The 24,083-nt window shown below is 58.8% G+C and carries 19 protein-coding genes and 1 rRNA gene; 10 read left to right on the top strand and 10 right to left on the bottom strand.

The window, feature by feature from the left end; translation table 11 throughout:
* Positions 1 to 25 precede the first annotated feature (25 nt).
* Positions 26 to 2,173, bottom strand: coding sequence for a fatty acid oxidation complex subunit alpha FadB (fadB, locus tag L6D63_RS24250; protein ID WP_047295284.1), 2,148 nt, complete (start codon positions 2,171 to 2,173; stop codon positions 26 to 28).
* 538 nt (positions 2,174 to 2,711) lie between these two features.
* Positions 2,712 to 3,149, bottom strand: coding sequence for a hypothetical protein (locus tag L6D63_RS24245; RefSeq protein WP_047295287.1), 438 nt, complete (start codon positions 3,147 to 3,149; stop codon positions 2,712 to 2,714).
* A 103-nt stretch (positions 3,150 to 3,252) separates the two neighbouring features.
* On the opposite strand from L6D63_RS24245, the gene L6D63_RS24240 reads away from it, so the two are divergent.
* Positions 3,253 to 3,690, top strand: a complete 438-nt coding sequence (locus L6D63_RS24240) for a universal stress protein (RefSeq protein WP_047295289.1) — start codon at positions 3,253 to 3,255, stop codon at positions 3,688 to 3,690.
* A 75-nt stretch (positions 3,691 to 3,765) separates the two neighbouring features.
* Here L6D63_RS24240 and L6D63_RS24235 read toward each other — a convergent pair whose 3' ends face one another.
* The gene (locus tag L6D63_RS24235) at positions 3,766 to 5,688 is read right to left on the bottom strand and encodes an ATP-binding cassette domain-containing protein (RefSeq protein WP_047295291.1); all 1,923 of its coding nucleotides are present in this window, start codon (positions 5,686 to 5,688) and stop codon (positions 3,766 to 3,768) included.
* Positions 5,689 to 5,902: 214 nt separating this feature from the next.
* Here L6D63_RS24235 and L6D63_RS24230 point away from each other — a divergent pair, with 214 nt between their 5' ends.
* Positions 5,903 to 7,831, top strand: coding sequence for a transglycosylase SLT domain-containing protein (locus L6D63_RS24230; RefSeq protein ID WP_047295292.1), 1,929 nt, complete (start codon positions 5,903 to 5,905; stop codon positions 7,829 to 7,831).
* Between the two features lie 83 nt (positions 7,832 to 7,914).
* Here the strand turns inward: L6D63_RS24230 and L6D63_RS24225 are convergent, their stop codons facing one another.
* Positions 7,915 to 9,693, bottom strand: coding sequence for an ABC transporter transmembrane domain-containing protein (locus L6D63_RS24225; protein WP_131671823.1), 1,779 nt, complete (start codon positions 9,691 to 9,693; stop codon positions 7,915 to 7,917).
* 256 nt (positions 9,694 to 9,949) lie between these two features.
* Between L6D63_RS24225 and L6D63_RS24220 the strand changes: the two genes are divergently transcribed.
* Entirely contained in the window at positions 9,950 to 10,129 is a 180-nt protein-coding gene (locus L6D63_RS24220) for a PA1571 family protein (RefSeq protein WP_047295294.1), read from the top strand.
* Positions 10,130 to 10,292: 163 nt separating this feature from the next.
* On the opposite strand, the gene pdxB is transcribed toward L6D63_RS24220, so the two are convergent.
* On the bottom strand, positions 10,293 to 11,435 hold the full coding sequence (gene pdxB / locus L6D63_RS24215; RefSeq protein ID WP_131671824.1) for a 4-phosphoerythronate dehydrogenase PdxB: 1,143 nt from the start codon (positions 11,433 to 11,435) through the stop codon (positions 10,293 to 10,295).
* Positions 11,436 to 11,653: 218 nt separating this feature from the next.
* Here pdxB and L6D63_RS24210 point away from each other — a divergent pair, with 218 nt between their 5' ends.
* Positions 11,654 to 13,063 (top strand): MATE family efflux transporter, encoded by a 1,410-nt coding sequence (locus L6D63_RS24210; RefSeq protein ID WP_047295296.1) that lies wholly within the window; start codon positions 11,654 to 11,656, stop codon positions 13,061 to 13,063.
* A 48-nt stretch (positions 13,064 to 13,111) separates the two neighbouring features.
* Here the strand turns inward: L6D63_RS24210 and tusA are convergent, their stop codons facing one another.
* On the bottom strand, positions 13,112 to 13,363 hold the full coding sequence (gene tusA / locus L6D63_RS24205) for a sulfurtransferase TusA (RefSeq protein ID WP_007961802.1): 252 nt from the start codon (positions 13,361 to 13,363) through the stop codon (positions 13,112 to 13,114).
* 178 nt (positions 13,364 to 13,541) lie between these two features.
* A complete protein-coding gene (rlmM, locus tag L6D63_RS24200) occupies positions 13,542 to 14,615 on the bottom strand; it encodes a 23S rRNA (cytidine(2498)-2'-O)-methyltransferase RlmM (protein WP_131671825.1) in 1,074 nt (357 codons plus the stop codon).
* 222 nt (positions 14,616 to 14,837) lie between these two features.
* On the opposite strand from rlmM, the gene acnA reads away from it, so the two are divergent.
* A complete protein-coding gene (gene acnA / locus L6D63_RS24195) occupies positions 14,838 to 17,579 on the top strand; it encodes an aconitate hydratase AcnA (protein WP_131671826.1) in 2,742 nt (913 codons plus the stop codon).
* A 371-nt stretch (positions 17,580 to 17,950) separates the two neighbouring features.
* Here acnA and L6D63_RS24190 read toward each other — a convergent pair whose 3' ends face one another.
* Positions 17,951 to 18,439 (bottom strand): SRPBCC family protein, encoded by a 489-nt coding sequence (locus L6D63_RS24190; protein ID WP_041069044.1) that lies wholly within the window; start codon positions 18,437 to 18,439, stop codon positions 17,951 to 17,953.
* 186 nt (positions 18,440 to 18,625) lie between these two features.
* Between L6D63_RS24190 and L6D63_RS24185 the strand changes: the two genes are divergently transcribed.
* From L6D63_RS24185 to L6D63_RS24165, 5 genes are all read left to right on the top strand, one after another.
* Positions 18,626 to 19,546, top strand: a complete 921-nt coding sequence (locus tag L6D63_RS24185) for an ADP-ribosylglycohydrolase family protein (RefSeq protein WP_047295304.1) — start codon at positions 18,626 to 18,628, stop codon at positions 19,544 to 19,546.
* 58 nt (positions 19,547 to 19,604) lie between these two features.
* Entirely contained in the window at positions 19,605 to 20,009 is a 405-nt protein-coding gene (locus tag L6D63_RS24180) for a lysozyme inhibitor LprI family protein (RefSeq protein WP_131671827.1), read from the top strand.
* A gap of 218 nt (positions 20,010 to 20,227) precedes the next feature.
* Entirely contained in the window at positions 20,228 to 20,833 is a 606-nt protein-coding gene (locus L6D63_RS24175) for a DUF2975 domain-containing protein (RefSeq protein WP_131671828.1), read from the top strand.
* A 9-nt stretch (positions 20,834 to 20,842) separates the two neighbouring features.
* Positions 20,843 to 21,049 carry a helix-turn-helix domain-containing protein gene (locus L6D63_RS24170; protein ID WP_003226632.1) on the top strand — a complete coding sequence of 69 codons (207 nt, stop codon included), beginning with the start codon at positions 20,843 to 20,845 and terminating at the stop codon, positions 21,047 to 21,049.
* Between the two features lie 84 nt (positions 21,050 to 21,133).
* Positions 21,134 to 21,805 carry a hypothetical protein gene (locus L6D63_RS24165; protein ID WP_131671829.1) on the top strand — a complete coding sequence of 224 codons (672 nt, stop codon included), beginning with the start codon at positions 21,134 to 21,136 and terminating at the stop codon, positions 21,803 to 21,805.
* Between the two features lie 75 nt (positions 21,806 to 21,880).
* Here the strand turns inward: L6D63_RS24165 and mrdA are convergent, their stop codons facing one another.
* Both mrdA and rrf read right to left on the bottom strand, forming a co-directional pair.
* The gene (gene mrdA / locus L6D63_RS24160; protein WP_131671830.1) at positions 21,881 to 23,773 is read right to left on the bottom strand and encodes a penicillin-binding protein 2; all 1,893 of its coding nucleotides are present in this window, start codon (positions 23,771 to 23,773) and stop codon (positions 21,881 to 21,883) included.
* A 236-nt stretch (positions 23,774 to 24,009) separates the two neighbouring features.
* Positions 24,010 to 24,083: ribosomal RNA gene (gene rrf, locus L6D63_RS28940) — 5S ribosomal RNA — on the bottom strand; the annotation flags it as partial.

Raw genomic sequence — 24,083 nt, 5'->3', positions numbered from 1 at the left:
TCACTCTCACTCTAGTTGGGGGCGCTTAACCGAAGAAGCTCTGGCCGTTCTTGGCCATTTCGCGCAGCTTCGCGGTCGGGTGGTACAGCGCGCCCAAATCAGCGTACTGGTCAGCCAGGGCAACGAACTCGGCAACACCGATCGAATCGATGTAGCGCAGCGCACCGCCACGGAATGGAGGGAAACCGATACCGTAAACCAGACCCATGTCGGCTTCGGCGGCAGTTTCAACGATGCCGTCTTCCAGGCAACGCACGGTTTCTAGGCACAGCGGAATCATCATCCAGTTGATGATGTCTTCGTCAGTGACTTCGCGCTGCTCGTAAACGATCGGCTTGAGCACTTCCAGCACCGACGGATCGGCCACCTTTTTCTGCTTGCCCTTCTTGTCGGTCTCATAGGCGTAGAAGCCCTTGCCATTCTTCTGGCCCAGACGTTTGGCTTCGTAAAGCACGTCGACTGCCGAGCGACGGTCATCCTTCATGCGATCCGGGAAGCCTTCAGCCATCACGTCACGACCGTGGTGACCGGTGTCGATGCCGACCACGTCCATCAGGTACGCCGGGCCCATCGGCCAACCGAATTTTTCCATGATCTTGTCAATGCGCACGAAATCCACACCGGCGCTGACCAGCTTGGCGAAACCGCCGAAATACGGGAACAGGACGCGGTTGACCAGGAAGCCCGGGCAGTCGTTGACGACGATCGGGTTCTTGCCCATTTTCTTGGCGTAGGCAACGGTGGTGGCAATCGCCAGCTCGCTGGACTTCTCGCCACGGATCACTTCCACCAGCGGCATCATGTGCACCGGGTTGAAGAAGTGCATGCCGACGAAGTTTTCCGGACGCTTGAGGGCCTTGGCCAGCAGGCTGATGGAAATGGTCGAGGTGTTGGACGCGAGGATGGTGTCCTCTTTGACCTTGTCTTCGACTTCAGCCAGCACCGCTTGCTTGACCTTCGGGTTCTCGACCACGGCTTCAACAACCAGGTCGACGTGACCGAAGTCGCCGTAGGACAGGGTCGGACGAATGCCGTTGAGCACTTCAGCCATTTTCGCAGCGGTCATGCGGCCTTTGTCAACGCGGCCCACCAGCAGCTTGGCGGCTTCGGCCAGACCCTGCTCGATACCGTGCTCGTTGATGTCTTTCATCAGGATCGGCGTGCCTTTGGAGGCTGACTGATAGGCGATACCGCCCCCCATGATGCCGGCGCCCAGTACGGCTGCCTGCTTCACGTCCTTGGCGATTTCGTCGTAGGCCTTGGCCTTTTTCTTCAGTTCCTGATCGTTCAGGAACAGGCCAATCAGACTCTGCGCGGCAGAGGTCTTGGCCAGCTTGACGAAACCTGCAGCTTCGACTTCCAGCGCCTTGTCACGACCGAAGTTCGCGGCTTTCTGGATGGTCTTGATCGCTTCGACCGGCGCCGGGTAGTTCGGGCCGGCTTGACCTGCCACGAAACCTTTGGCGGTTTCGAAGGCCATCATTTGTTCAATGGCGTTCAACTTGAGTTTTTCAAGTTTTGGCTGACGCTTGGCCTTGTAATCGAACTCGCCGGAGATTGCGCGCTTGATCAGTTCAAGGGCAGCTTCCTGCAGCTTCTCTGGAGCCACCACAGCATCGACGGCGCTGACTTTCAGCGCGTCTTCAGGACGGTTTTCCTTGCCGGCGGCAATCCACTCGATGGCGTTATCGACGCCGATCAGGCGCGGCAGACGCACGGTACCGCCGAAGCCTGGGTAGATGCCCAGTTTGACTTCCGGCAGACCGATCTTGGCCTTGGTCGACATGACGCGGTAATCCGCCGCCAGGCACATTTCCAGACCGCCACCCAGGGCGATGCCGTTGATCGCGGCCACGGTCGGAACGTTGAGGTCTTCGAAATCGCTGAAGATCTTGTTGGCTTCGAGATTGCCAGCAACCAGCTCGGCATCCGGCAGCTTGAAGTTGTCGACAAATTCGGTGATGTCGGCGCCGACGATGAACACGTCCTTGCCACTGCTGACGATCACGCCCTTGATCGAAGCATCTGCCTTGATGGTGTCCACGGCCTGACGCAGTTCGTTCAGGGTAAGACGGTTGAACTTGTTGACGGACTCACCCTTGAGGTCGAATTTCAATTCGACGATGCCACTTTCAAGAGCTTTAACCGTGATGGCTTTACCTTCGTAAATCATCAACTGATCTCCACGATATGGAAGCTGAACAGTACACGTCGGACGCAGGTAAATGGCTCGGCAGGACGCTTTTTCGTCGATGCTGACGCCAATCCACCCGGCACACCCGCCAACGCGATAGTCGGGATTCTGTAGGAGCAGTCTGTAAGACAAACGCTCAATTCATACGCCCGTTTGATTTGGGTACGCCACCTTCACGGAATTTCCGACAATTGTCAATCGCCCTAAATACGGGTTGAAATGCGACTTTGCGGTCATTTCTGTAAGACGCAGCCGCCGACACATGCTTGCATGTGAGGGTATTCATAAGATTAATAGTTAGAAATGTCGCCCTAATTCGCTGCAAGCCTTGTTTAACAGGCTACGCTCGCTGGACCACGAAGGAAAACAAGCGCACGTGTGTTGACCGGAACACGCCGAATCAACATCAAAAAGAATTTCCGGCCTGCCTGGCCACCCCGCCCGATGAATCATGTCGGGCTTTTTATTGCTCGTCTGCCAGACGTTTCGCACCGTTGCAGCGCGAAACGTCCGTGAGTCATGCCAGTGCTTTCAGCGTGGCATCAATTTCCAGCAGAACCGAAGCGTCACCCTTCTCGCCCCAATAGAGCGCGATCATCTGCTTGTCAGCTTCGACCTTGAAAACGTTACCCGGCAATTTTTCGAAATGATTCAACAGGAGCGAATCTTCACAGACTTCCTGCCACTGATTGACCCACACGCCCGGGGTTTTCTGCCAATACGTCCAGCAAGCCGGCTGCTTGCCGCGCCGTGGCCGATGGTATTGCGCGCACGGGTTTGGCGGCTCCTGGCTCAGCCAGTGCGGCCACTCCTGGGGCGCCAGCTGCATGGCCAGCCCGATGCGCCGGGCCTCCGTGCGCAAGGCTATCCGGCCACTCTGTGCACGGGACGGACGCAACCACGCCAGGGGGCTCAACACCACCAGCAGGATTGACACCACCAGCCAGACCGTCATATCTCTACTCCCGTTTTGTCATGAGCCCATTGCGTCACTTTGGAACCAATGCGCTTGAAACCAGCCATACTTAACAATATTGATCCCTCACGAGGAGCACCTCATGCCCTACCACCATATCCTGGTCGCCGTAGATCTGACCGAAGAGTGCGACCCTGTGATCCACCGCGCCCGAGAGCTGTCGGTGAGCAATGGCGCCAAGCTGTCGCTGGTGCATATCGTCGAACCGATGGCCATGGCCTTTGGGGGTGACGTACCGATGGATCTGTCACAACTGCAACAACAACAGTTCGATCAAGCCAAGGAACGCCTGGAGCGCCTGAAGCACAAATACACCGAACTGGAAGGCTCAAACTGCCACCTGACCTACGGCCAGCCACGCCAGGAAATCCACCACTTCGCCAAGGATCAGGAATGCGACCTGATCGTGGTCGGCAGCCATGGCCGACATGGTCTGGCACTACTATTGGGTTCAACCGCCAACGATGTTTTGCACGGTGCACCTTGTGATGTGCTGGCGGTGCACCTGGTCAAACGCTGATCCCAGGCCCTTGTGAAAAGCTAAAAAGCCCGGCGTCCATCACTGGACGCCGGGCTTTTTCATGCCTGGAAACAATCAGGCATCCAGCTCCGCCCAACGCTCCACCAGTGCATCCAGCTCAGCCTGCAACTGCTCAAGTGAGGCAATCACCTTGGCCGTTTCGGCCGGCGGACGCTGGTAGAAGCCGGCTTCAGCCATTTCAGCCTCGACCGCAGCAATCTGCTGCTCTTTGTTGTCGATGTCGCCCGGCAGCGCTTCCAGCTCGCGCTGAAGCTTGTAGCTCAGTTTCTTCTTCGCAGCCGGGGCCGCAGCGACAGGCGCGGCAACCGGGGCCGGTTCAGCAGTGACCACCGCCGAGTTCAGGTCAGCCTTGCCCGACTTGCTCTCGGTCACACCCAACAGGCGCGGCGAACCGCCCTGACGGATCCAGTCCTGATAACCGCCGACGTATTCACGGACTTTGCCTTCACCTTCGAAGACCAGAGTGCTGGTGACCACGTTGTCGAGGAATGCCCGGTCGTGACTGACCATCAGCACCGTGCCGTTGAACGTCAGCAGCACTTCTTCGAGCAGTTCGAGAGTCTCGACGTCGAGGTCGTTGGTCGGTTCATCAAGTACCAGCAGGTTCGCCGGTTTGCTGAACAGTTTGGCCAGCAACAGACGTGCACGCTCGCCACCGGACAGCGCCTTCACCGGCGTGCGCGCACGCTGCGGGCTGAACAGGAAGTCACCGAGGTAGCTCAGGACGTGGCGGCTCTGGCCATCGATTTCGATGAAGTCGCGACCTTCGGCGACGTTGTCGATCACGGTCTTTTCCAGATCGAGCTGATGACGCAACTGATCGAAGTAGGCCACATCGATCCGGGTGCCCTCTTCCACTTTGCCGCTGGTCGGTTGCAGGCCGTTGAGCATCAGCTTGAGCAGAGTGGTCTTGCCGGTACCGTTGGCGCCGAGCAGACCGATACGGTCGCCACGCTGCAGGACCATCGAGAAGTCCTTGATCAGGTACGGACCGTCCGGGTGATGGAAGCTGACGTTGTCCAGGACCATCACTTGCTTGCCGGACTTCTCTGCCGTTTCCAGCTGAATATTCGCTTTGCCGGTACGTTCACGACGTTCGCTGCGCTCAACGCGCAGGGCTTTCAGGGCACGCACACGGCCTTCGTTACGGGTGCGACGGGCCTTGATGCCCTGACGGATCCACACTTCTTCCTGAGCCAGACGCTTGTCGAACAGCGCGTTGGCGGTTTCTTCAGCAGCCAGCGCGGCTTCTTTATGCACGAGGAAGCTGGCGTAGTCGCCGTTCCAGTCGATCAGACCGCCGCGATCCAGTTCGAGGATGCGCGTGGCGAGGTTTTGCAGGAAGGAACGGTCGTGCGTGATGAACAGGACGGCGCCCTGGAAATCCTTCAGGGCTTCTTCGAGCCAGGCAATCGCACCGATGTCCAGGTGGTTGGTCGGTTCGTCGAGCAGCAGCAGATCCGGTTCGGATACCAGCGCCTGCGCCAGCAGCACGCGGCGACGCCAGCCGCCGGACAACTCGGCAAGAGTCTTGTCGGCCGGCAGTTGCAGGCGACTCAGGGTACTGTCGACCAGCGTCTGCAAACGCCAGCCGTCACGGGCTTCGAGGTCGTGCTGAACGTGCATCAGCTTGTCCAGATCGGCGTCGGTGACGATGTTCTGGCTCAAGTGATGGTATTCGGCGAGCAAGGCGCCAACACCGTCCAGACCCTCGGCAACCACGTCGAATACGGTCCGCCCGTCGGCCACCGGCAATTCTTGCGGCAATTCACCGATTTTCAGACCGGGGGCACGCCACACCGAGCCGTCATCAGGTTTCTGGTCGCCCTTGACCAGTTTCATCATGCTGGATTTGCCAGTGCCGTTGCGGCCGATGATGCACACCCGCTCACCACGGGCGATCTGCCAGGACACCTTGTCCAACAACGGCATCGCGCCGAATGCAAGGGACACATCGCTGAATTTGAGCAGGGTCATGAGCTTCTCCAAAAACCGGGCGCGCATTCTACCTGAATCAGGACCTCAACAGGCCGGCAATTTGTCTGCTGAAGCACTCTGCACAACATTTGTTGCGAACTTGTGCTGCAAGACCCGCAAAGCTTTCGCCCGTTGCTGGCAAAAGGCTAAGCTACAGACAATTCAGTGCTGGCCGCGGCCGGTACTTGTCATGATTTCTCTGCCCGGATGTCTCATGCGCAGTCGCCTTTTCAGTGTCTTGTCCTGTTTGCTACTTACCGCCGCTGCCGCTCAATCCGCCCAGGCGGTGGACCTGTCGACCCAACGCCAGTATTACGATGAAGCCAAGCGCGCACTGGCCAAGGGCGATACCGGCCCGTACTTTCGTTACAGCCAGGCCTTGGCCGATTACCCGCTGGAACCGTACCTGGCTTACGACGAACTGACCGCGCGTCTGAAAACCGCCAGTAACGAGGAAATCGAGAAATTCCTCGCCGAGCACGGCGACCTGCCACAGGCCAACTGGATGAAACTGCGCTGGTTGCGCTGGCTCGCCGACCGTGGTGACTGGGCAACTTTCGTCAAGTATTACGACCCGAAACTCAACTTCACCGAACTGGACTGCCTCAATGCGCAGTACCAGATCAGCAGCGGCCACAAGGCCGAGGGCTATGCCAACGCCGACAAACTGTGGCTGACCGGCAAATCGCAACCGGCCGCCTGTGATGGGTTGTTCGGGATCTGGGCGGCCGATGGCCAGTTGACCGAGCAGAAACGCTGGGAGCGCACCAAACTTGCCGCCCAGGCGCGCAACTATCCACTGGCTAACAGCCTGGTCAACGGCCTCACCACCCTCGCCCCACGCGGTCGGCTGCTGGTGGATGTGGCGCAGAAACCCGAACTGCTCAATCAGCCGTCGCGCTTCACTCCCGCTGACGAGCCGATGTCCGATGTGGTCAGCCTCGGCCTGCGCCGCCTCGCCCGTCAGGACCCGGACAAGGCCATGGCCCTGCTCGACGGATACGCCAGCAGCATGCATTTTTCCCGTGACGAAAAAGTCGCGATTGCCCGGGAAATCGGCCTGACCCTGGCTCGGCGTTTCGACAGCCGCGCGCTGGACGTGATGACCAAATACGATCCGGAGCTGCGTGACAACACCGTGTCCGAATGGCGCCTGCGCCTGCTGTTGCGTCTGGCACGCTGGGACGATGCGTATCAGTTGACCCGTCGGCTGCCGCAGGATCTGGCGACCACCAACCGCTGGCGTTACTGGCAGGCCCGCAGCCTGGAACTGGCACAACCGCAGAACCCGGAAGCGCAGACCCTGTACAAGAATCTGGCGAAAGAACGCGACTTCTACGGCTTCCTCGCCGCCGACCGCTCGCAACTGCCTTACTCGCTGATGAACAAGCCGCTGGTACTCAGCCAGGCCACCATCAACAAAGTGCGTAACACCCCCGGTGTGCGTCGCGCTCTGGAATTCCATGCGCGCGGGCAGATCGTCGACGGGCGCCGCGAGTGGTATCACGTCAGCCGCCATTTCAATCGTGACGAAATGGTCGCCCAGGCCAGACTGGCTTACGACCTGAAATGGTACTTCCCGGCCATTCGCACCATCAGTCAGGCGCAATACTGGGACGACCTGGATATCCGCTTCCCGATGGCCCACCGCGACACCTTGGTGCGTGAAGCCAAGACGCGCGGCCTGCATTCGAGCTGGGTGTTCGCCATCACCCGCCAGGAAAGCGCGTTCATGGATGACGCCCGCTCCGGCGTCGGCGCCAGCGGCCTGATGCAATTGATGCCCGGCACCGCCAAGGAAACCGCGCGCAAGTTCAGCATCCCGCTGGCCTCGCCGCAGCAAGTGCTCGATCCGGACAAGAACATCCAGCTCGGCGCCGCTTACCTGAGCCAGGTGCACAGCCAGTTTAACGGCAACCGCGTCCTGGCCTCCGCCGCCTACAACGCCGGTCCCGGCCGCGTGCGCCAGTGGCTGCGCGGCGCCGATCACCTGAGCTTCGATGTGTGGGTCGAAAGCATCCCGTTCGACGAAACCCGCCAGTACGTGCAGAACGTGCTGTCGTACTCGGTGATCTACGGGCAGAAACTCAATTCGCCGCAGCCGCTGGTGGATTGGCATGAGCGGTATTTCGACGATCAATGACAGGTGCTGAATACCTGAAATGAAAAATGCCCGCATCCATCGATGCGGGCATTTTTTTGCTGCCAGAAAAGCCTTCGGCGGTTCTACACCGCCATCGCATGCCCGTCGTTGAACTGCAACGCCGCCAGCCGCGCATACAGTGGATTGCTCACGATCAGCTCCTGATGCGTACCGATTGCGACCAATCGGCCCTGATCCATCACGGCGATCCGGTCGGCGTTCTTCACCGTGGCCAGGCGATGCGCAATCACCAGCGTGGTGCGGTTGTGCATCAGGCTTGGCAGCGCTTCCTGGATCAGATGTTCGCTCTGGGCATCGAGAGCGCTGGTGGCTTCGTCCAGCAGCAGAATCGGCGCATCCACCAGCAACGCGCGGGCAATCGCCAGACGTTGACGCTGGCCGCCGGAAAGGCCGAGGCCAGCGTCCCCCAGATGAGTCTGATAACCGTTGGGCATCTTCTCGATGAAGTCATGGGCGTGGGCAATTCTTGCCGCTTCTTTGACCTGCTCCAGTGTCGCGTCGGCATTGCCGTAACGAATATTCTCTTCGACGCTGCCGAAAAACAGCGCTGGCGATTGCGAGACCAAGGCGAAATTGCGCCGCAGATCCAGCGGATCGAGGCTCGTCAGCGGCACCCCGTCAATCAGGATCCGGCCTTCAAGCGGGTCGTAGAAGCGCAGCAACAAGTCATACACCGTGGATTTACCGGCACCGGAAGGCCCGACAAGGGCCAGGGTTTCACCAGCCCTGATGGTCAGGCTCAAGCCGCTGATGGCATAGCTGTCCGGACGCGACGGGTAGGAAAAGTGCACATTCTGCAATTGCAACTCGCCCTTGATCCGTTCAGGCAACGTCACCAGCCCGAGGGTCGGTGGCTGGATGATGTTCTGCGAACTGAGCAACTCCGCAATGCGCTCGGCGGCACCCGCCGCACGCTGCAACTCGCCGATGACCTCGCTCAACGTACCGATGGCACTGCCGACGATCAGGCTGTAGAAAACGAATGCCGCCAGTTCACCCCCGGTAATGCGCCCGGCTATCACGTCCATGCCGCCGACCCACAACATCACCGCCACCGCGCCGAGCACCAGCACGATCACCACGGTAATCATCCAGGAGCGCTGAAAGATCCGTTTGCGCGCAGTATCAAACGCGTCCTCGACCGTCGTGGCGAAACGGCGTTCATCCTGCACCTGATGGTTGTAGGCCTGAACGGTTTTGATCTGCCCGAGCGTCTCGGAAACGTAGCTGCCGATGTCGGCGACCCGATCCTGACTCAACCGCGACAGATTGCGCACGCGCCGCCCGAAAATCAGAATCGGCGCGACCACGAAGGGCAAGGCGATCACCACGATGCTGGTGAGTTTCGGGTTGGTCACGAACAGCAGCACTACTCCGCCGATCACCATCAACAGGTTGCGTAGAAACATGGAGAGCGACGAGCCGATCACCGATTGCAGCAACGTCGTGTCGGCGGTCAGCCGTGATTGAATCTCCGAACTGCGGTTATTCTCGTAAAAGCCGGGATGCAGGTAGACCAGATGGTTGAACACCTCGCGCCGGATATCCGCGACAACTCGCTCGCCGATCCACGACACCCAGTAAAACCGCGCAAAGGTGCCAATCGCCAGGCCCAACACCATCAGCATGAAGATACCGATGCTCTGGTTCAGTTGGTGCGGCGACTGCGTCATGAAACCCCGATCGACCAGCAATTTGATCCCCTGCCCCATCGACAAAGTAACGGCCGCAGTGACGATCAACGCCAACAGCGCAGCGCAGACTTGCCAACGATAAGGCGCCAGAAACCGGCTGGTCAGACTCAGCGCTCGACGGTGCCGGGAAGAAAGCTTCGAGATCATTCAGGTACACATCCGTGTTGATGAAAGGGCTAGCCTAAACCTTCTATGGGGCGGAACTCTGTAAATCACAATGAGTCAGGTTAAATATGCCCCCAAAGACTAGGCCATAGTTGCTATTGGTCTAATGTCCCGGTTGAGACGAGCGGTCATTTCTGTTGGAGTGGAGATGCCGCTTTTGACAGACCCAAGGGTGTTGTCACAGCCTGGTCACGTGGCGGTTTTAATCTACGTGCACAACCTGATGAGGAGACAGGCCATGTCCTTGCAACACAGCAGCGATGACAAGATTCAAGTGATCCGCACCCAGCCCGGCCAATCTCTGGGTTGCTCGATTATCGACAAGGATGGGCGTGAAGTACCGATCACTGAAGACATGATCCAGGACGCGTGCCGCGAGCTGGAGAAGCGATTGGTCAAGCCTGCCGAACAAAAGTGATATAGCCACTGTCTTCCTGACCCGGCCCCTGTTTGGCCGGGTTTTTTCTGCCTGCCGTTCTCTTCTGTTCTGTGTAGGAGCTGCCGAAGGCTGCGATCTTTTGACTTTGTTTTTCAAAGGCAAGATCAAAAGATCGCAGCCTCCGGCAGCTCTTACAGGAACTTCAGACAGCCACCGCCCCCAGCGCCGCCACAATCTTTTGCAACTGCTGCGAATCTCCGTCGATCCGCACCTTCAGCCCCTCGATCTCGCGCCGCACCGGGTACTGCTTGCGCAACACATCGAATGCCGCACGCTGTTCAGCGACATTGCCTACAAGACTGCGACGAAAATCCGCGTCATCGCGGCGCGGGTCGTATACGCCACGGCACAACATCGCCAGTGCCCAGGCCGGATCGCTGTCGGCATGCAGGGTCACTTCTGACAGCCACGGTGCCGGTAGCAAGTCACTGAGCTGGATGCTCGGCGTCTGACCGATAAATTCGCAATAAGCCTGATAAATCTGCGCCGTGCCGCGCTGTTTACCATCAAGGCTGTAGCCGGCAATGTGCGGCGTGGCCAGTACGCAGAGCTCGGCGAGGTCGACATCGACTTCAGGCTCGGCTTCCCACACGTCGAGCACCGCTTGCAGGTCCTCACGCGCCAGCAGCACGTTGCGCAACGCAGCGTTATCCACCACGGGGCCACGGGCGGCGTTGATCAGCCAGGTACCGGGTTTGAGCTGTTGCAGACGCGGCTCATCGAACAGATGCCAGGTCGCGCCTGCGCCGGTACGGGTCAACGGCGTGTGCAGACTGATCACGTCACATTGCTCGATGATCTGCTCGAGGCTCACGTAATCACCGCCCTCGACTGCCTGACGCGGCGGGTCGCAGACTTTGACATTCCAGCCCAGGCCCTTGAGCACCTTGATCAGCCGACCGCCGACTTCACCGGCACCGATTACCCCATAAGTACGTTGCGGCAATTCAACGCCTTCGATTTCCGCCAGGGTCATCAGACTGCCGAGCACATAATCGACCACACCTCGCGCATTGCAACCGGGTGCACTGGACCAGGTGATGCCGGCCTCGGTGAAATAATCGAGATCGAGGTGATCGGTACCGATGGTGCACGTGCCGACGAAACGCACTTTGCTGCCTTCGAGCAAAGCACGATTGACGTTGGTCACCGAACGCACCAGCAACACATCGGCCTGCTCGACCGTCGCGCGGTCGATGGCACGGCCCGGTACCCGGCGGATCTCGCCGAAACCGGCAAAAAAGGCATCGAGCAGGGGGATATTTTCGTCGGCAACAATCAGCATGGCGGGCTCCTTGGGCGGATCGGCAGTTTAACTGTAGGAGCTGCCGCAGGCTGCGATCTTTTGATTTTGTTTTTCAAGATCGAGATCGAGATCAAAAGATCGCAGCCTGCGGCAGCTCCTACAGATTACAAATCCGCAACAGAGGATTTTTCCTGACCAAAGCGTCAGCGGCGTAGAATGCGGCGCCTTGCGCATCAATCCCTGTGGACGCTTTGCCTGTGAATTCTGTTACTGATCAACCGCTCGCTGCCTCACTCACCCGCCCCGCGCGAATTCGCCTGGAATTCAGGAATCTGCTCGCCCTCGCGCTGCCGATCATCATCGCGCAACTGGCGACCACCGCCATGGGCTTCGTCGATGCGGTGATGGCCGGCCGTGTCGGGCCGCGTGACCTGGCAGCGGTAGCACTGGGCAACTCAATCTGGGTCCCGGTGTTTCTGCTGATGACTGGCACCCTGCTGGCCACCACGCCGAAAGTCGCCCAGCGTTTCGGCGCCGGCACCCACAGCGAAATCGGCCCGATTGTCCGTCAAGCGCTGTGGCTGGCACTGGTGGTCGGCCTGATCGCCACGTGCATGCTGGTCGCCGCCGAACCGGTGCTGCACCTGATGAAAGTCGATCCCGAGCTGATCGGCCCGTGCATGCAATACCTGCACGGCATTGCCAGCGGGCTGCCGGCGGTGGCGTTCTATCACGTGCTGCGTTGCACCAGTGACGGCATCGGCCGTACCCGCCCGGCGATGGTGCTGGGTCTGTGCGGTCTGGCGCTGAACATTCCGCTGAACTACATCTTCATTTATGGCCACTTCGGCGTGCCGGCCATGGGTGGCGTGGGCTGTGGCTGGGCCACGGCCATCGTGATGTGGGTCATGGCGCTGGGTCTGGCCGGTTGGGAGCGTTGGGCGCCGGCGTATCGCTCGAGTGAGATCTTCAGCCGCTTCGACTGGCCACAATGGGCGGTGATCAAACGTCTGCTGGCGATCGGCCTGCCGATTGGCATCGCCGTGTTTGCCGAGTCGAGCATCTTCGCCGTGATCGCCCTGCTGATCGGCAGCCTCGGCGCCACCGTGGTGGCCGGGCACCAAATCGCGCTGAACGTCAGCTCGCTGGTGTTCATGATTCCGTATTCGCTGGGCATGGCCGTCACGGTGCGTGTCGGCCAGGCGCTGGGCCGTGAAGAGCCGCGGGAAGCACGCTTTGCCGCCGGCGTCGGCATGGGCACCGCACTGGCGTATGCCTGCCTGTCGGCGAGCATGATGCTGTTGCTGCGCGAGCCGATTGCGTCGATTTACACCGCCGACCCGATGGTGATCCAGATTGCGGCAATGCTGATTGTGTACTCGGCGCTGTTCCAGTTCTCCGACGCGATCCAGGTGACGGCTGCCGGCGCTCTGCGCGGTTATCAGGACACCCGGGTAACGATGATCCTCACCCTGTTCGCCTACTGGGGCATCGGCCTGCCAGTGGGTTACGCCCTCGGTCTGACCGACTGGCTCGGCGAACCGCGTGGCCCAAGCGGTCTGTGGCAAGGACTGATTGTCGGCCTGAGCTGCGCGGCGCTGATGCTGTCGATTCGACTGACGCGCAGTGCACGCAAGCGTATTCGGATCAGTCGTTCGGTGGGCTGATCAGCCATAAAAAAAGACCTGCACATGCAGGTCTTTTTTTGTCCTGATTCAATTGGACTTCTTGCGGATCCAGTACAGATAAGTACCGGCCTCTTCGTGCTGCCCCACCAGTTCGTGGTCGAGAAACACACAGAACTTGGGAATGTCGCGACGGGTCGAGGGGTCGGTGGCGATCACCTTGAGCAGGCCGCCCGGCACCAGGTCACGTATGTGCTGGTGCAGCATCATTACCGGCTCCGGGCAATTGAGACCGGTGGCGTCGAGGGTGCCGTCGACCGGGGTATCGATCATTTCACTCATGATTCACTCCTGAAACTGGCCGGCATTGTCGCGCATTGCCGGGTGCTCAGTCATCTGTAGCGAGGGGATTTATCCCCGATGGGTCGCGAAGCGGCCCCAAAGCGTGGAGATGCGCTGCATCCCTTCGGGAACAAATCCCCTCACCACAGAGATCATTACCACAGGGTTTAGTGGTGACTCAGCGGGATTTGGCTTTCTTGATGTCATGCCGACGCAAATGACAGGTCACTTCCTCGCGGTCGTGATACAGCTGCTTGCAGCCAATATCGACCTTGATCCCGCGCGCCTTGAAGCCATCGGCGATGCGCTCGAGCAAGCGCTTTACTTCGGCATAGCGCTGTTTCATCGGCAGCTTGAGGTTGACCACCGCTTCGCGGCAATGACCCTCGCCGATCCATTCTTCCAGCATCGCCGCGTTACGCGCCGGCTTCTCGACGATGTCGCAGACCATCCAGTCCACCGGTTGCTTGGGCTTGAAGGTGAAGCCGTCGGCCATCAAGTGCTGCACCAGTCCGGTGTCCATCAGGCTCTCGGCCATCGGGCCGTTGTCGATGGCAGTCACCAGCATGCCGCGGTTGACCAGTTGCCAGGTCCAACCGCCGGGTGCCGCACCGAGGTCGACACCGGTCATGTCGCTGTGCAGGCGCTCATCCCACTGATCACGCGGGATGAAATGGTGCCAGGCCTCCTCCAGTTTCAAGGTCGAACGGCTGGGCGCTTCGCGCGGAAACTTCAGGCGCGGAATGCCCATCGGCCACATCGCCGAGTTGCCGGCGTCGGCCAGGCCGAGGAACACTTCGCGGCCACTTTTGAAGGTCAGCAGCAGGCGCGGTTTGCTGGCGTCGTCCACCAGTTTGCCGGCACCGGTCAGCGCCTTGCGCAGCGGGCCTTCGAACTTCTTGCAGAAGTTAGACAGCTCTTTGCCATCGTTGGTATCGACCACTTCCAGCCACAGGCTGCCGCAGACCGGGAAGTCCGCCATCTGCTCGAGGATCACGCTGATGCGATCGGTTTCCGGCAGATTGATGAATACACCGCGCGCCCACTGGCGCGGAAAAATCAACTCGGCGAAACGCTGGCCGCGCATCAGGCGCTCGGCGCCGTCTGCTTCGCTGCAGACAAACTCCGCGTACGCGGTGGCCGGTTTGGCCTTGGCGTAACCGGCCACATTCAACTGGGCGGCGAGGTCGGAAATCTCCGAACAGACTTCGCCTTCGAAGCCTGGCCGGCAATGCATGAATAGGGTGTTCATTCTTACTCCTGGGCAGAGGGCGGATATTCGGCCCCTGCACGCTGCTCAAGCCTTGCGGTGAAGCAAAGCCTGTCACGAAAACCGGCGCATGATAGCCGAGTTCGGAACCTTGGACTTATCGATAGAGTCCAGTTATTAGCCAGCTACTGAAAACAGGGCTACGTTGATAGCTCTGCCCGTCCCCTCAGTCCGTAGCCGTGCGGACTCAAAGGAGTGATCGTAATGCCGTCCCTCGATAGTCTGAAGACCCTTAAAACACTGCAGATCGACCAAAAAACCTACCACTATTTCAGCCTGCCGGATGCCGCGAAAAGCCTGGGCAACATCGACCAGTTGCCCATGTCGCTGAAAGTCCTGCTGGAAAATCTGCTGCGCTGGGAAGATGAAAAAACTGTCACCGGCGCCGACCTCAAGGCCATCGCCGCCTGGCTCAAGGAGCGCCGCTCCGACCGGGAAATCCAGTACCGCCCTGCCCGGGTATTGATGCAAGATTTTACCGGCGTGCCCGCCGTGGTCGACCTCGCTGCGATGCGCGCCGCGATGGCCAAGGCCGGCGGCGATCCGCAGCGGATCAACCCGCTGTCGCCGGTGGATCTGGTGATCGACCACTCAGTGATGGTCGACAAATTCGCCATCCCGAGCGCCTTCGAACAGAACGTCGACATCGAGATGCAGCGCAACGGCGAGCGTTATGCGTTTCTGCGCTGGGGCCAGAGCGCCTTCGACAACTTCAGCGTGGTGCCACCGGGCACCGGGATATGCCACCAGGTCAACCTCGAATACCTCGGGCGCACGGTATGGACCAAGGATGAGGACGGCCGCACCTACGCGTTCCCCGACACCCTCGTCGGCACCGACTCCCACACCACCATGATCAATGGCCTCGGCGTACTCGGCTGGGGCGTCGGCGGAATCGAGGCGGAAGCGGCGATGCTCGGCCAACCGGTGTCGATGCTGATCCCGGAAGTGATCGGCTTCAAACTCACTGGCAAACTCAAGGAAGGCATCACCGCCACCGACCTGGTGCTGACCGTCACGCAGATGCTGCGCAAGAAAGGTGTGGTTGGCAAATTCGTCGAATTCTACGGTGACGGCCTCGCCGACCTGCCCCTGGCCGACCGCGCGACCATCGCTAACATGGCCCCGGAATATGGCGCGACCTGCGGCTTCTTCCCTGTCGATGACGTAACCCTCGAATACCTGCGCCTGTCCGGTCGCCCTGCCGAAGTGGTGAAACTGGTCAAGGCCTACACCAAGGTTCAGGGCCTGTGGCGCCTGCCCGGTCAGGAACCGGTGTTCACCGACAGTCTGGCGCTGGACATGGGCAGCGTCGAAGCCAGCCTCGCCGGGCCAAAGCGCCCGCAGGACCGGGTCTCGTTGCCGAATGTCGCGCAGGCTTTCAGTGATTTCATGGACCTGCAATTCAAGCCCACCAGCAAGGAAGAAGGCCGCCTGGAAAGCGAGGGCGGCGGTGGGGTGGCCGTGGGCAACGCCGATCTGGTCGGCGAAACCGAATACGAATATGAAGGCCACACCTATCGCCTGAAAAACGGCGCGGTGGTGATCGCCGCCATCACCTCCTGCACCAACACCTCCAACCCGAGCGTGATGATGGCGGCTGGTCTGCTGGCGAAAAAAGCCGTGGAGAAAGGCCTGACGCGCAAGCCGTGGGTCAAGAGTTCGCTGGCCCCCGGCTCGAAAGTGGTCACCGACTACTACAAGGCAGCCGGGCTGACGCAATACCTTGATCAGCTCGGTTTTTCGCTGGTCGGTTATGGCTGCACCACTTGCATCGGCAACTCCGGGCCATTGCCCGAGCCAATCGAGAAGGCCATTCAGAAAGCTGACCTCACCGTGGCGTCGGTGCTGTCCGGCAACCGTAACTTCGAAGGCCGGGTGCATCCGCTGGTCAAGACCAACTGGCTGGCCTCGCCACCGCTGGTGGTCGCTTATGCTCTGGCTGGCAGCGTGCGCACTGACATCAGCAGCGAGCCTCTGGGTAACGACCAGCAAGGCAATCCTGTGTACCTGCGCGATATCTGGCCGAGCAGCCAGGAAATCGCCGATGCGGTGAATCAGGTCAACACCGCGATGTTCCACAAGGAATACGCCGAGGTGTTTGCCGGCGATGAACAGTGGCAAGCGATCCAGGTGCCGCAAGCCGCCACCTATGTATGGCAGGACGATTCGACCTACATCCAGCATCCGCCGTTCTTCGACGACATTTCCGGCCCATTGCCGCTGATCACTGACGTCAAGGGTGCGCGGGTTTTGGCGCTGCTCGGTGATTCGGTGACCACTGACCACATCTCCCCGGCCGGCAACATCAAGACTGACAGCCCGGCCGGGCGCTATCTGCGCGAGAAAGGCGTGGAACCGCGGGACTTCAACTCCTACGGCTCACGACGTGGCAACCATGAGGTGATGATGCGCGGCACGTTCGCCAACATCCGCATTCGTAACGAGATGCTCGGCGGCGAAGAAGGTGGCAACACGATCTACATCCCGAGCGGCGAGAAAATGCCGATTTACGATGCCGCCATGCGTTATCAGGCCTCGGGCACGCCGCTGGTGGTAATCGCCGGTCAGGAATACGGTACCGGCTCCAGCCGCGATTGGGCGGCCAAGGGCACCAACCTGTTGGGTGTCAAAGCGGTGATCGCTGAAAGCTTCGAGCGCATCCACCGTTCCAACCTGGTGGGCATGGGCGTGTTGCCGCTGCAGTTCAAGCTCGATCAGAACCGCAAGAGCCTGAACCTCACCGGCAAGGAAACCCTTGATATCCAGGGGCTGACTGGCGTCGAGCTGACGCCACGCATGAACCTGACCCTGGTCATCACTCGCGAGGACGGCCGCCAGGAGAAGCTCGACGTGCTGTGCCGCATCGATACGTTGAATGAGGTGGAGTACTTCAAGTCGGGCGGGATTCTGCATTACGTCCTGCGCCAACTGATTGCTTCCTGAAAACACGTTTCCCTGTAGGAGCTGCCGCAGGCTGCGATCTTTTGATTTTGGCTTTCAAAAGCAAGATCAAAAAGATCGCAGCCTGCGGCAGCTCCTACAGGGTGATGTACTTTTCTACAGGCGAAAAAAAACCCGCCGAAGCGGGTTTTTCCCAAGACCATTATCGACTCCCTGTCGGCAGCGATCCTTGCTAATGGTCGATCATCCGTGATCCTGAAACACTCCCTGTGTCTCAGTTGATGGGTGTAGATTACGCCGTGGATCCAATCGGCAATAGTCGCAAAAGCTACCGCCGCGTGTAAGACATTCGCTATAAAAGCCCTTCCGAAAACCCCTACGTCAGTCAGGCACCCAGCCTGCAAGCCGCCATGTCAGTCACCATCACGCTCGCGCGTCTTCGCACTTTCGGCGAGAAACTGTTCAAGTCGACTCAATTGCTCCTCCCAGCCACGACTGTCCATGTAGTACGCCTCCTTCTGCCGCACATCGGGGATATGCGCAAAACCGGACTCGGACACCTTGAGCAATGTGCCGCTCTCGTAATCCTGCAGCTCGAACTTGACCAGCGTTGTCGGCTCCTGGGAATAGTCGATGTTCGGATTGACCGCGTACGGATGCCAGCGAAACGAAAACAGCTGCTGCGGCTCCACCCGCTCCACCAGCACGTTCCACAGCACGTGTTCATAACCGGGATACGTGACCTGCCCTTGCGTCCATTCCCCGGCAATGAACCGCCTGCCCTCCAGTGCCACACCAAACCACTGGCCAAACGCCTCGGCATCGACCAATGCACGCCAGACATATGAACGTGGCGCCTTGAGCGCGATTTTTCGTTCGAAACTATTGGGTACCGGTTTCATAAGTCACCTCCTGTTTTGAACAGTAGGCTTGTATGACCACATGTCCAACCTGAAGTTGTATCAAAGGGCTGCACCCGTCCAATCCAAAGGAAACATTCAGCGGCATTTCCGTTCATTGAAACGAGCGCCCCCCTGCGATGAACCTGTTACCGTTTCCTGCGAGATAGACACAGACAAGGACGAAGCATGCAGCCCTCTCTCTCCGAACGTTATCGCGGCGCCCTGCTCGGCCTCGCTTGCGGCGATGCCGTCGGCACCACGGTGGAGTTCAGGCCAAGAGGCTCATTCCAGCCGCTGACGGACATGGTCGGTGGCGGCCCCTTTCACTTGAAACCCGGGCAATGGACGGATGACACCTCGATGGCGCTGTGCCTGGCGGAGAGCCTGCTGAGGAAAAACACATTCGATGCCGCGGACCAGATGGGACGCTATCTGAATTGGTGGCAATGGGGGTATCTCAGTTCAACCGGTGATTGTTTCGATATCGGCATGACGGTCAGCCAGGCGCTGTCGCGGTATCAGCAAACCGGTCAGCCGTTCGCGGGATCTACCGACCCGTTTACCGCCGGCAACGGGTCGCTGATGCGCCTGGTGCCGGTGGTGCTGTTTTATTTCCCTGATGCCCGGCAGATTCGCCAGTTCGCCAGTGACAGTTCGCGAACCACCCATGCTGCACCTGAAGCCATCGAATGCTGTCAATTATTTGCCGAAGTGCTCAGCAAAGCACTGCTAGGCGCCTCCAAGTCAGAATTGCGCAAATTGCCAGACACAACCTTCGTTCAGCCAAAAGTCGCAGCCATCGCCCGAGGTGATTACCTCGCAAAGTCGGCGAGCGAAATCCGTGGCAGCGGCTACAGCGTCGAGTCGCTGGAAGCGGCGCTGTGGTGTTTTCATCACACTGACGGTTTCGCTGCGGCGATTCTGCAAGCCGCCAACCTGGGCGATGATGCCGACACTACTGCCGCGATCGTCGGCCAATTGGCCGGGGCCTACTACGGCATTCGGTCGATTCCCGCCCACTGGCTGGAAATGCTCCATGACGGCGAGGAGATTGCAGCCACCGCAGATCGCCTGCTCGACGCCTCCCGGCTACGCGTCCCTGATTAGAAGCTCCATAGCCGCTAGACTGCACTGCACTTTCCATCCGACTCAGTGAGATTACCCAATGTCGCCACGCCTGCTTCTGGCCCTGACACCATTTCTGTTCAGCCCCCTCGCCCACGCTGCCATCGACTGCGCCAATGCCAGCGATCAGGCCACCATGAACCAGTGTGCCGGGCAGGAATTCAAGTCGACTGACAAGGAGTTGAACGCGATGTATCAGCAGATCATCGGCCGTTTGAAGGACAACCCTGACCGCAAGAAGCTGCTGGTGGGTGCGCAGCGAGCGTGGATCGGGTTTCGCGATACCGAGTGCAAGTTTTCGGCATCCGGGGTCGAGGGCGGGAGTGTTTATCCGCTGATCTACAGCAATTGCCTGACCGCTGTGACCAAGGCACGGATTGAGACGCTGAAGCAGTATTTGAAGTGTCAGGAAGGTGACATGAGTTGCCCGGTGCCAGGGACCTGATTGTGTAGTGGCTTCGGTCTTGCCGCCAGGTTTGTTGAATCCACAATTGGCGCCGTTTCGGCACGCTGGCCAGTGAATCGATTTCCGCACCATTACCAGCGATTGCGCGGAGCCGGAACAGAAGCAGGTAGAGCAGCAACAAAATCAAAATTAATTATTGTAATAAGATAATTTTTCATCGAAAATTCGCTACCAAATTGTAACAACCAGGAATTTTCATGAGTACTCAAATCAACGGATTGGCGCCGCAGCGCATGCACTGGATCGGGCTGCTGGCTGCGATTCTTGTCTGGGTTCTGGGGGTTACGGAGGTCGGTGGCAACGTGACGATCTGGTTCTTCAAGAAGGATGAAATGCTGGCAAGCCTGCTTTATGCCTTTGCAGAAGGCTCGCCGCAATTGCTTGACCCGTTTGTCGAAGGTGCATTGCTTGATCCTGACACCTGGCTGTCATCAACGGTCACTGCGCTGATCGTCTTTCTGGATTTCCTGCCCGTTGTCCTGTCGGCTTACGCGTTATGGCTGACCGGGTTGTTTTTTCTGCGCTTGTCGCGCGGCGAAACATGGACCGACCGCAACATCAGGGTGCTCTGGCGAGTGGGCGTACTCTGCATCGTTTCTCCGGCAACCTACCCGCTAATAGAGACCTTGCAAGGTCTGGCGTTGTCGATAGATCTGCCGCCGGGGGATCGGATTTTCCAGTTCTCGATCGGCCTGTCTTCCGCTTCTGCCTACGAGATAATCAAAGGCGTATTACTCTGTATTTTTTCAATTATCATGCGTGACGCAAAAGTACTCAGCGATGAGCAAAGCCAATACATATAGAACAACATAATGACCATTATCGTCCGCCTTGACGTCGTCATGGCCACGCAAAAAATTCGCTCGAAAGAGTTAGCCGCCTTGCTCGGAATAACCGAGGCCAATCTGTCATTGCTCAAAAACGGCAAAGTCAAAGGCGTGAAGATGGCAACTCTGGACAAGCTCTGCGCTGCGCTCGATTGCCAGCCGGGCGATCTGCTGGAATACCAGAAAGACTGAGACTTTCCCCGGACGGCGAGTTATTTGTCGCAGGTCCCAATCGTTTAACGCTTATTCAATCCTTAGTTTCAAGGCGGCTTTGTCATGTCCCGTTATTTGTTATGCGCGCTGTTATTGCTGACAGCGTCACTCAGCGGCTGCGCCACACAATTTGACATCGCACTCAATGCAATTCCTGATCCGGACTATCAGTTCGACCGAAAGGCAACCGTACTGGTGACCTCGACGAATGGCGCTGATGAAAACGCACTGAGTGCCCGCTACTATCTCCGCGACATGGTCAACGCATTGAAAGACAGGGGTTTCCAAGAGGTCTATACCGACGCCAGCCTGCCCAGAAATCACGCACCGATCAAAATGACCATCAGCCTCGATATCGGCAGCCGGCAAGTGTCTTACCGTTATACCGCTACCGACTATGGGCAAGTGCCAACCAGTACTACGACCGTTTGCAAAAATACCAAGAAGAAAGATGACCGACTGACCTGCACCAGTAAGCCCAATACGACCTATGGTCCGGTAGGTACTTCGGAGCGAATCGGCTATACCACCTTAAGTACCTTTATTGCCACCGCCCGGGATGAGGCGAGCAAACGCACGGTGTATCTGCTGCGGGCGTCGTCTTATAACGAGGACTGTCAGGCCGCTAAGGTCGAAGCCTTTCTGGTCGAACAGGGCCTGCAGAATCTGGACTTCCAGGATCGCTTGCAACGCAACTACAGCGTCACGATGCCCGAGGGTTACAGCTGCAAATAGTCAGTTACCCAAACCTCTGTCTCGACAGCTTCACGGCGTAGCCAACGTGAGCCGGAGCGGTGAAGCGCATTCCGGCTACACGTGCGGGTCACCCGGCGGCTTGGCCGGCGCCGCGTATTGCGGCTTGAGGTGGCCGTCCTGGTCCAGTAGCCAGGCGTCCATGATCTGCCGCACCACGGGACCGGCAACCCGACCACCGGCCTCACCGTTTTCGATCATCACCGAGATGGCGATCTTCGGATGCTCTGCCGGAGCGAAGCCGACAAACAAGGCGTTGTCGCGATGCCGTTCGAGAGTTTTCTCACGGTTGTAACGCTCACCCTGCTTGATCGCCACCACCTGCGCCGTACCACTCTTGCCGGCGATGCGGTACTGCGCACCGGCCGCTGCGGCGCGCGCGATACCCCGGGCATCGTGCATCACCATCTGCATGCCGTGGTTGACCTGATCCCAGTCACGCGGGTTCTTCAGCAGGATATTCGGCATAGGATGCTCGTCGACCGGCGCAACGCCATCGACGGTCTTCGCCAAGTGCGGTCGATTCCAAACGCCCTTGTTGGCGATCAGCGCGGTGGCCTGAGCCAGTTGTAGCGGCGTGACCTGCATGTAGCCTTGGCCGATGCCCAGGATTACTGTTTCCCCAGGGAACCAGGCTTGACGGCGCGTGGCGCGTTTCCAGGCCTGAGATGGCATTAAACCGGGCGACTCTTCGAACATGTCCAGCGAGACTTTTTCGCCGAGGCCGAACATCGCCATGTAGTCGTGCAGGCGATCGATGCCGAGCTTGTGCGCCAGATCGTAGAAGTAGGTGTCATTGGAACGCATGATCGCCGCATCCATGTCCACCCAGCCATCGCCGCTGTGGTTCCAGTTGCGGTACTTGTGTTCGAAATCCGGGAGCTGGTAATAGCCCGGGTCGAAGACTCGTGTCTGCGGGGTCACAACACCGGCATCAAGGCCGGCAATCGCCACTTCGGGTTTGATGGTCGAACCCGGTGCATACAGGCCGCGTAGCACACGGTTGAACAGCGGCCGATCGATGGAATCGCGTAGCGCCGAGTATTCCTTGGAGCTGATACCAGTGACGAACAGGTTCGGGTCGAAGCTCGGATTGCTGACCATGGCCAGCACTTCACCAGTGGATGGATCGAGAGCCACCACCGAACCACGGCGGTCGCCCAGTGCGGCTTCAGCAGCTTCCTGCAGTTTGACGTCAAGACTTAGAACGATGTTTTTGCCAGGGACCGGATCGGTGTGCTTGAGCACTCGCAACACTCGGCCTTGGGCGTTGGTCTCAACTTCCTCGTAGCCAACGTGACCGTGCAGCTGCGCTTCGTAGAAGCGTTCAATGCCGGTTTTACCGATGGATTGCGTGCCGCGGTATTCCACCGAGTCGAGGGTTTTGGATTCTTTTTCGTTAATCCGGCCAACGTAACCGATTGAATGCGCAAAGTGCGGACCCAGCGGGTAATGCCGAACGAACTGCGGCTCGACATCGAGGCCCGGCAAACGGAACTCGTTAACCGCCAACACGGCGATTTGCTCCTCCGTCAGTCCATAGAACAGCGTCACCGGGGTGAACGGGTGACGGGACTGCTTCATGGCCTTATCGAAAACCGTACGATCTTCAGCGGGCAAATGCAGCAGATTGATCACCTCGTCCAGCTCCTGATTAACATCAGTGGCGCGTTCGCGGGTGATGATCAGGTTGTAACTAGGACGGTTATCAGCGAGCAGCACGCCATTGCGATCGTAGATCAGGCCTCTCGTCGGCGGAATCGGCAAGACGTGCACGCGGTTGTTTTCAGAGATGGTCGAGTGGTAGTCGTATTCAACCACCTGCAGGATGTACAAGCGCACCACCAGCGCGCAGCTGATAGCAAAGACAAACAGAGCGCAGGCGATCAACCGTTTGTTGACCAAACGCTTCTCTTTTTCGTGATCTTTGATCGGGATGGGTTCAGGCATTTCTACAGCAACTCTTTGACATAATTTGAGCGCCGATCCATGGGCATGACATCAATCCGTTAAAAAACGAGCTGCACCATACCAAAAACCGAGTGGTCACTTCAGAAGGATTTTCTCCAATGGCAGTCCTGGCGACGGTTGGAACACTCGCATCGTCTGATCTTGGCGAGCCAAACACTTTCTTGCGGACAAAACAAAACCCCAACTGCTTTCGCAATTGGGGTTTCGGAATTTAATCTTGACGATGACCTACTCTCACATGGGGAAACCCCACACTACCATCGGCGATGCATCGTTTCACTTCTGAGTT

The sequence above is a fragment of the Pseudomonas parakoreensis genome (assembly GCF_021602155.1).
GTDB lineage: Bacteria > Pseudomonadota > Gammaproteobacteria > Pseudomonadales > Pseudomonadaceae > Aquipseudomonas > Aquipseudomonas parakoreensis.
This window is presented reverse-complemented; position numbering and strand designations above follow the sequence as displayed.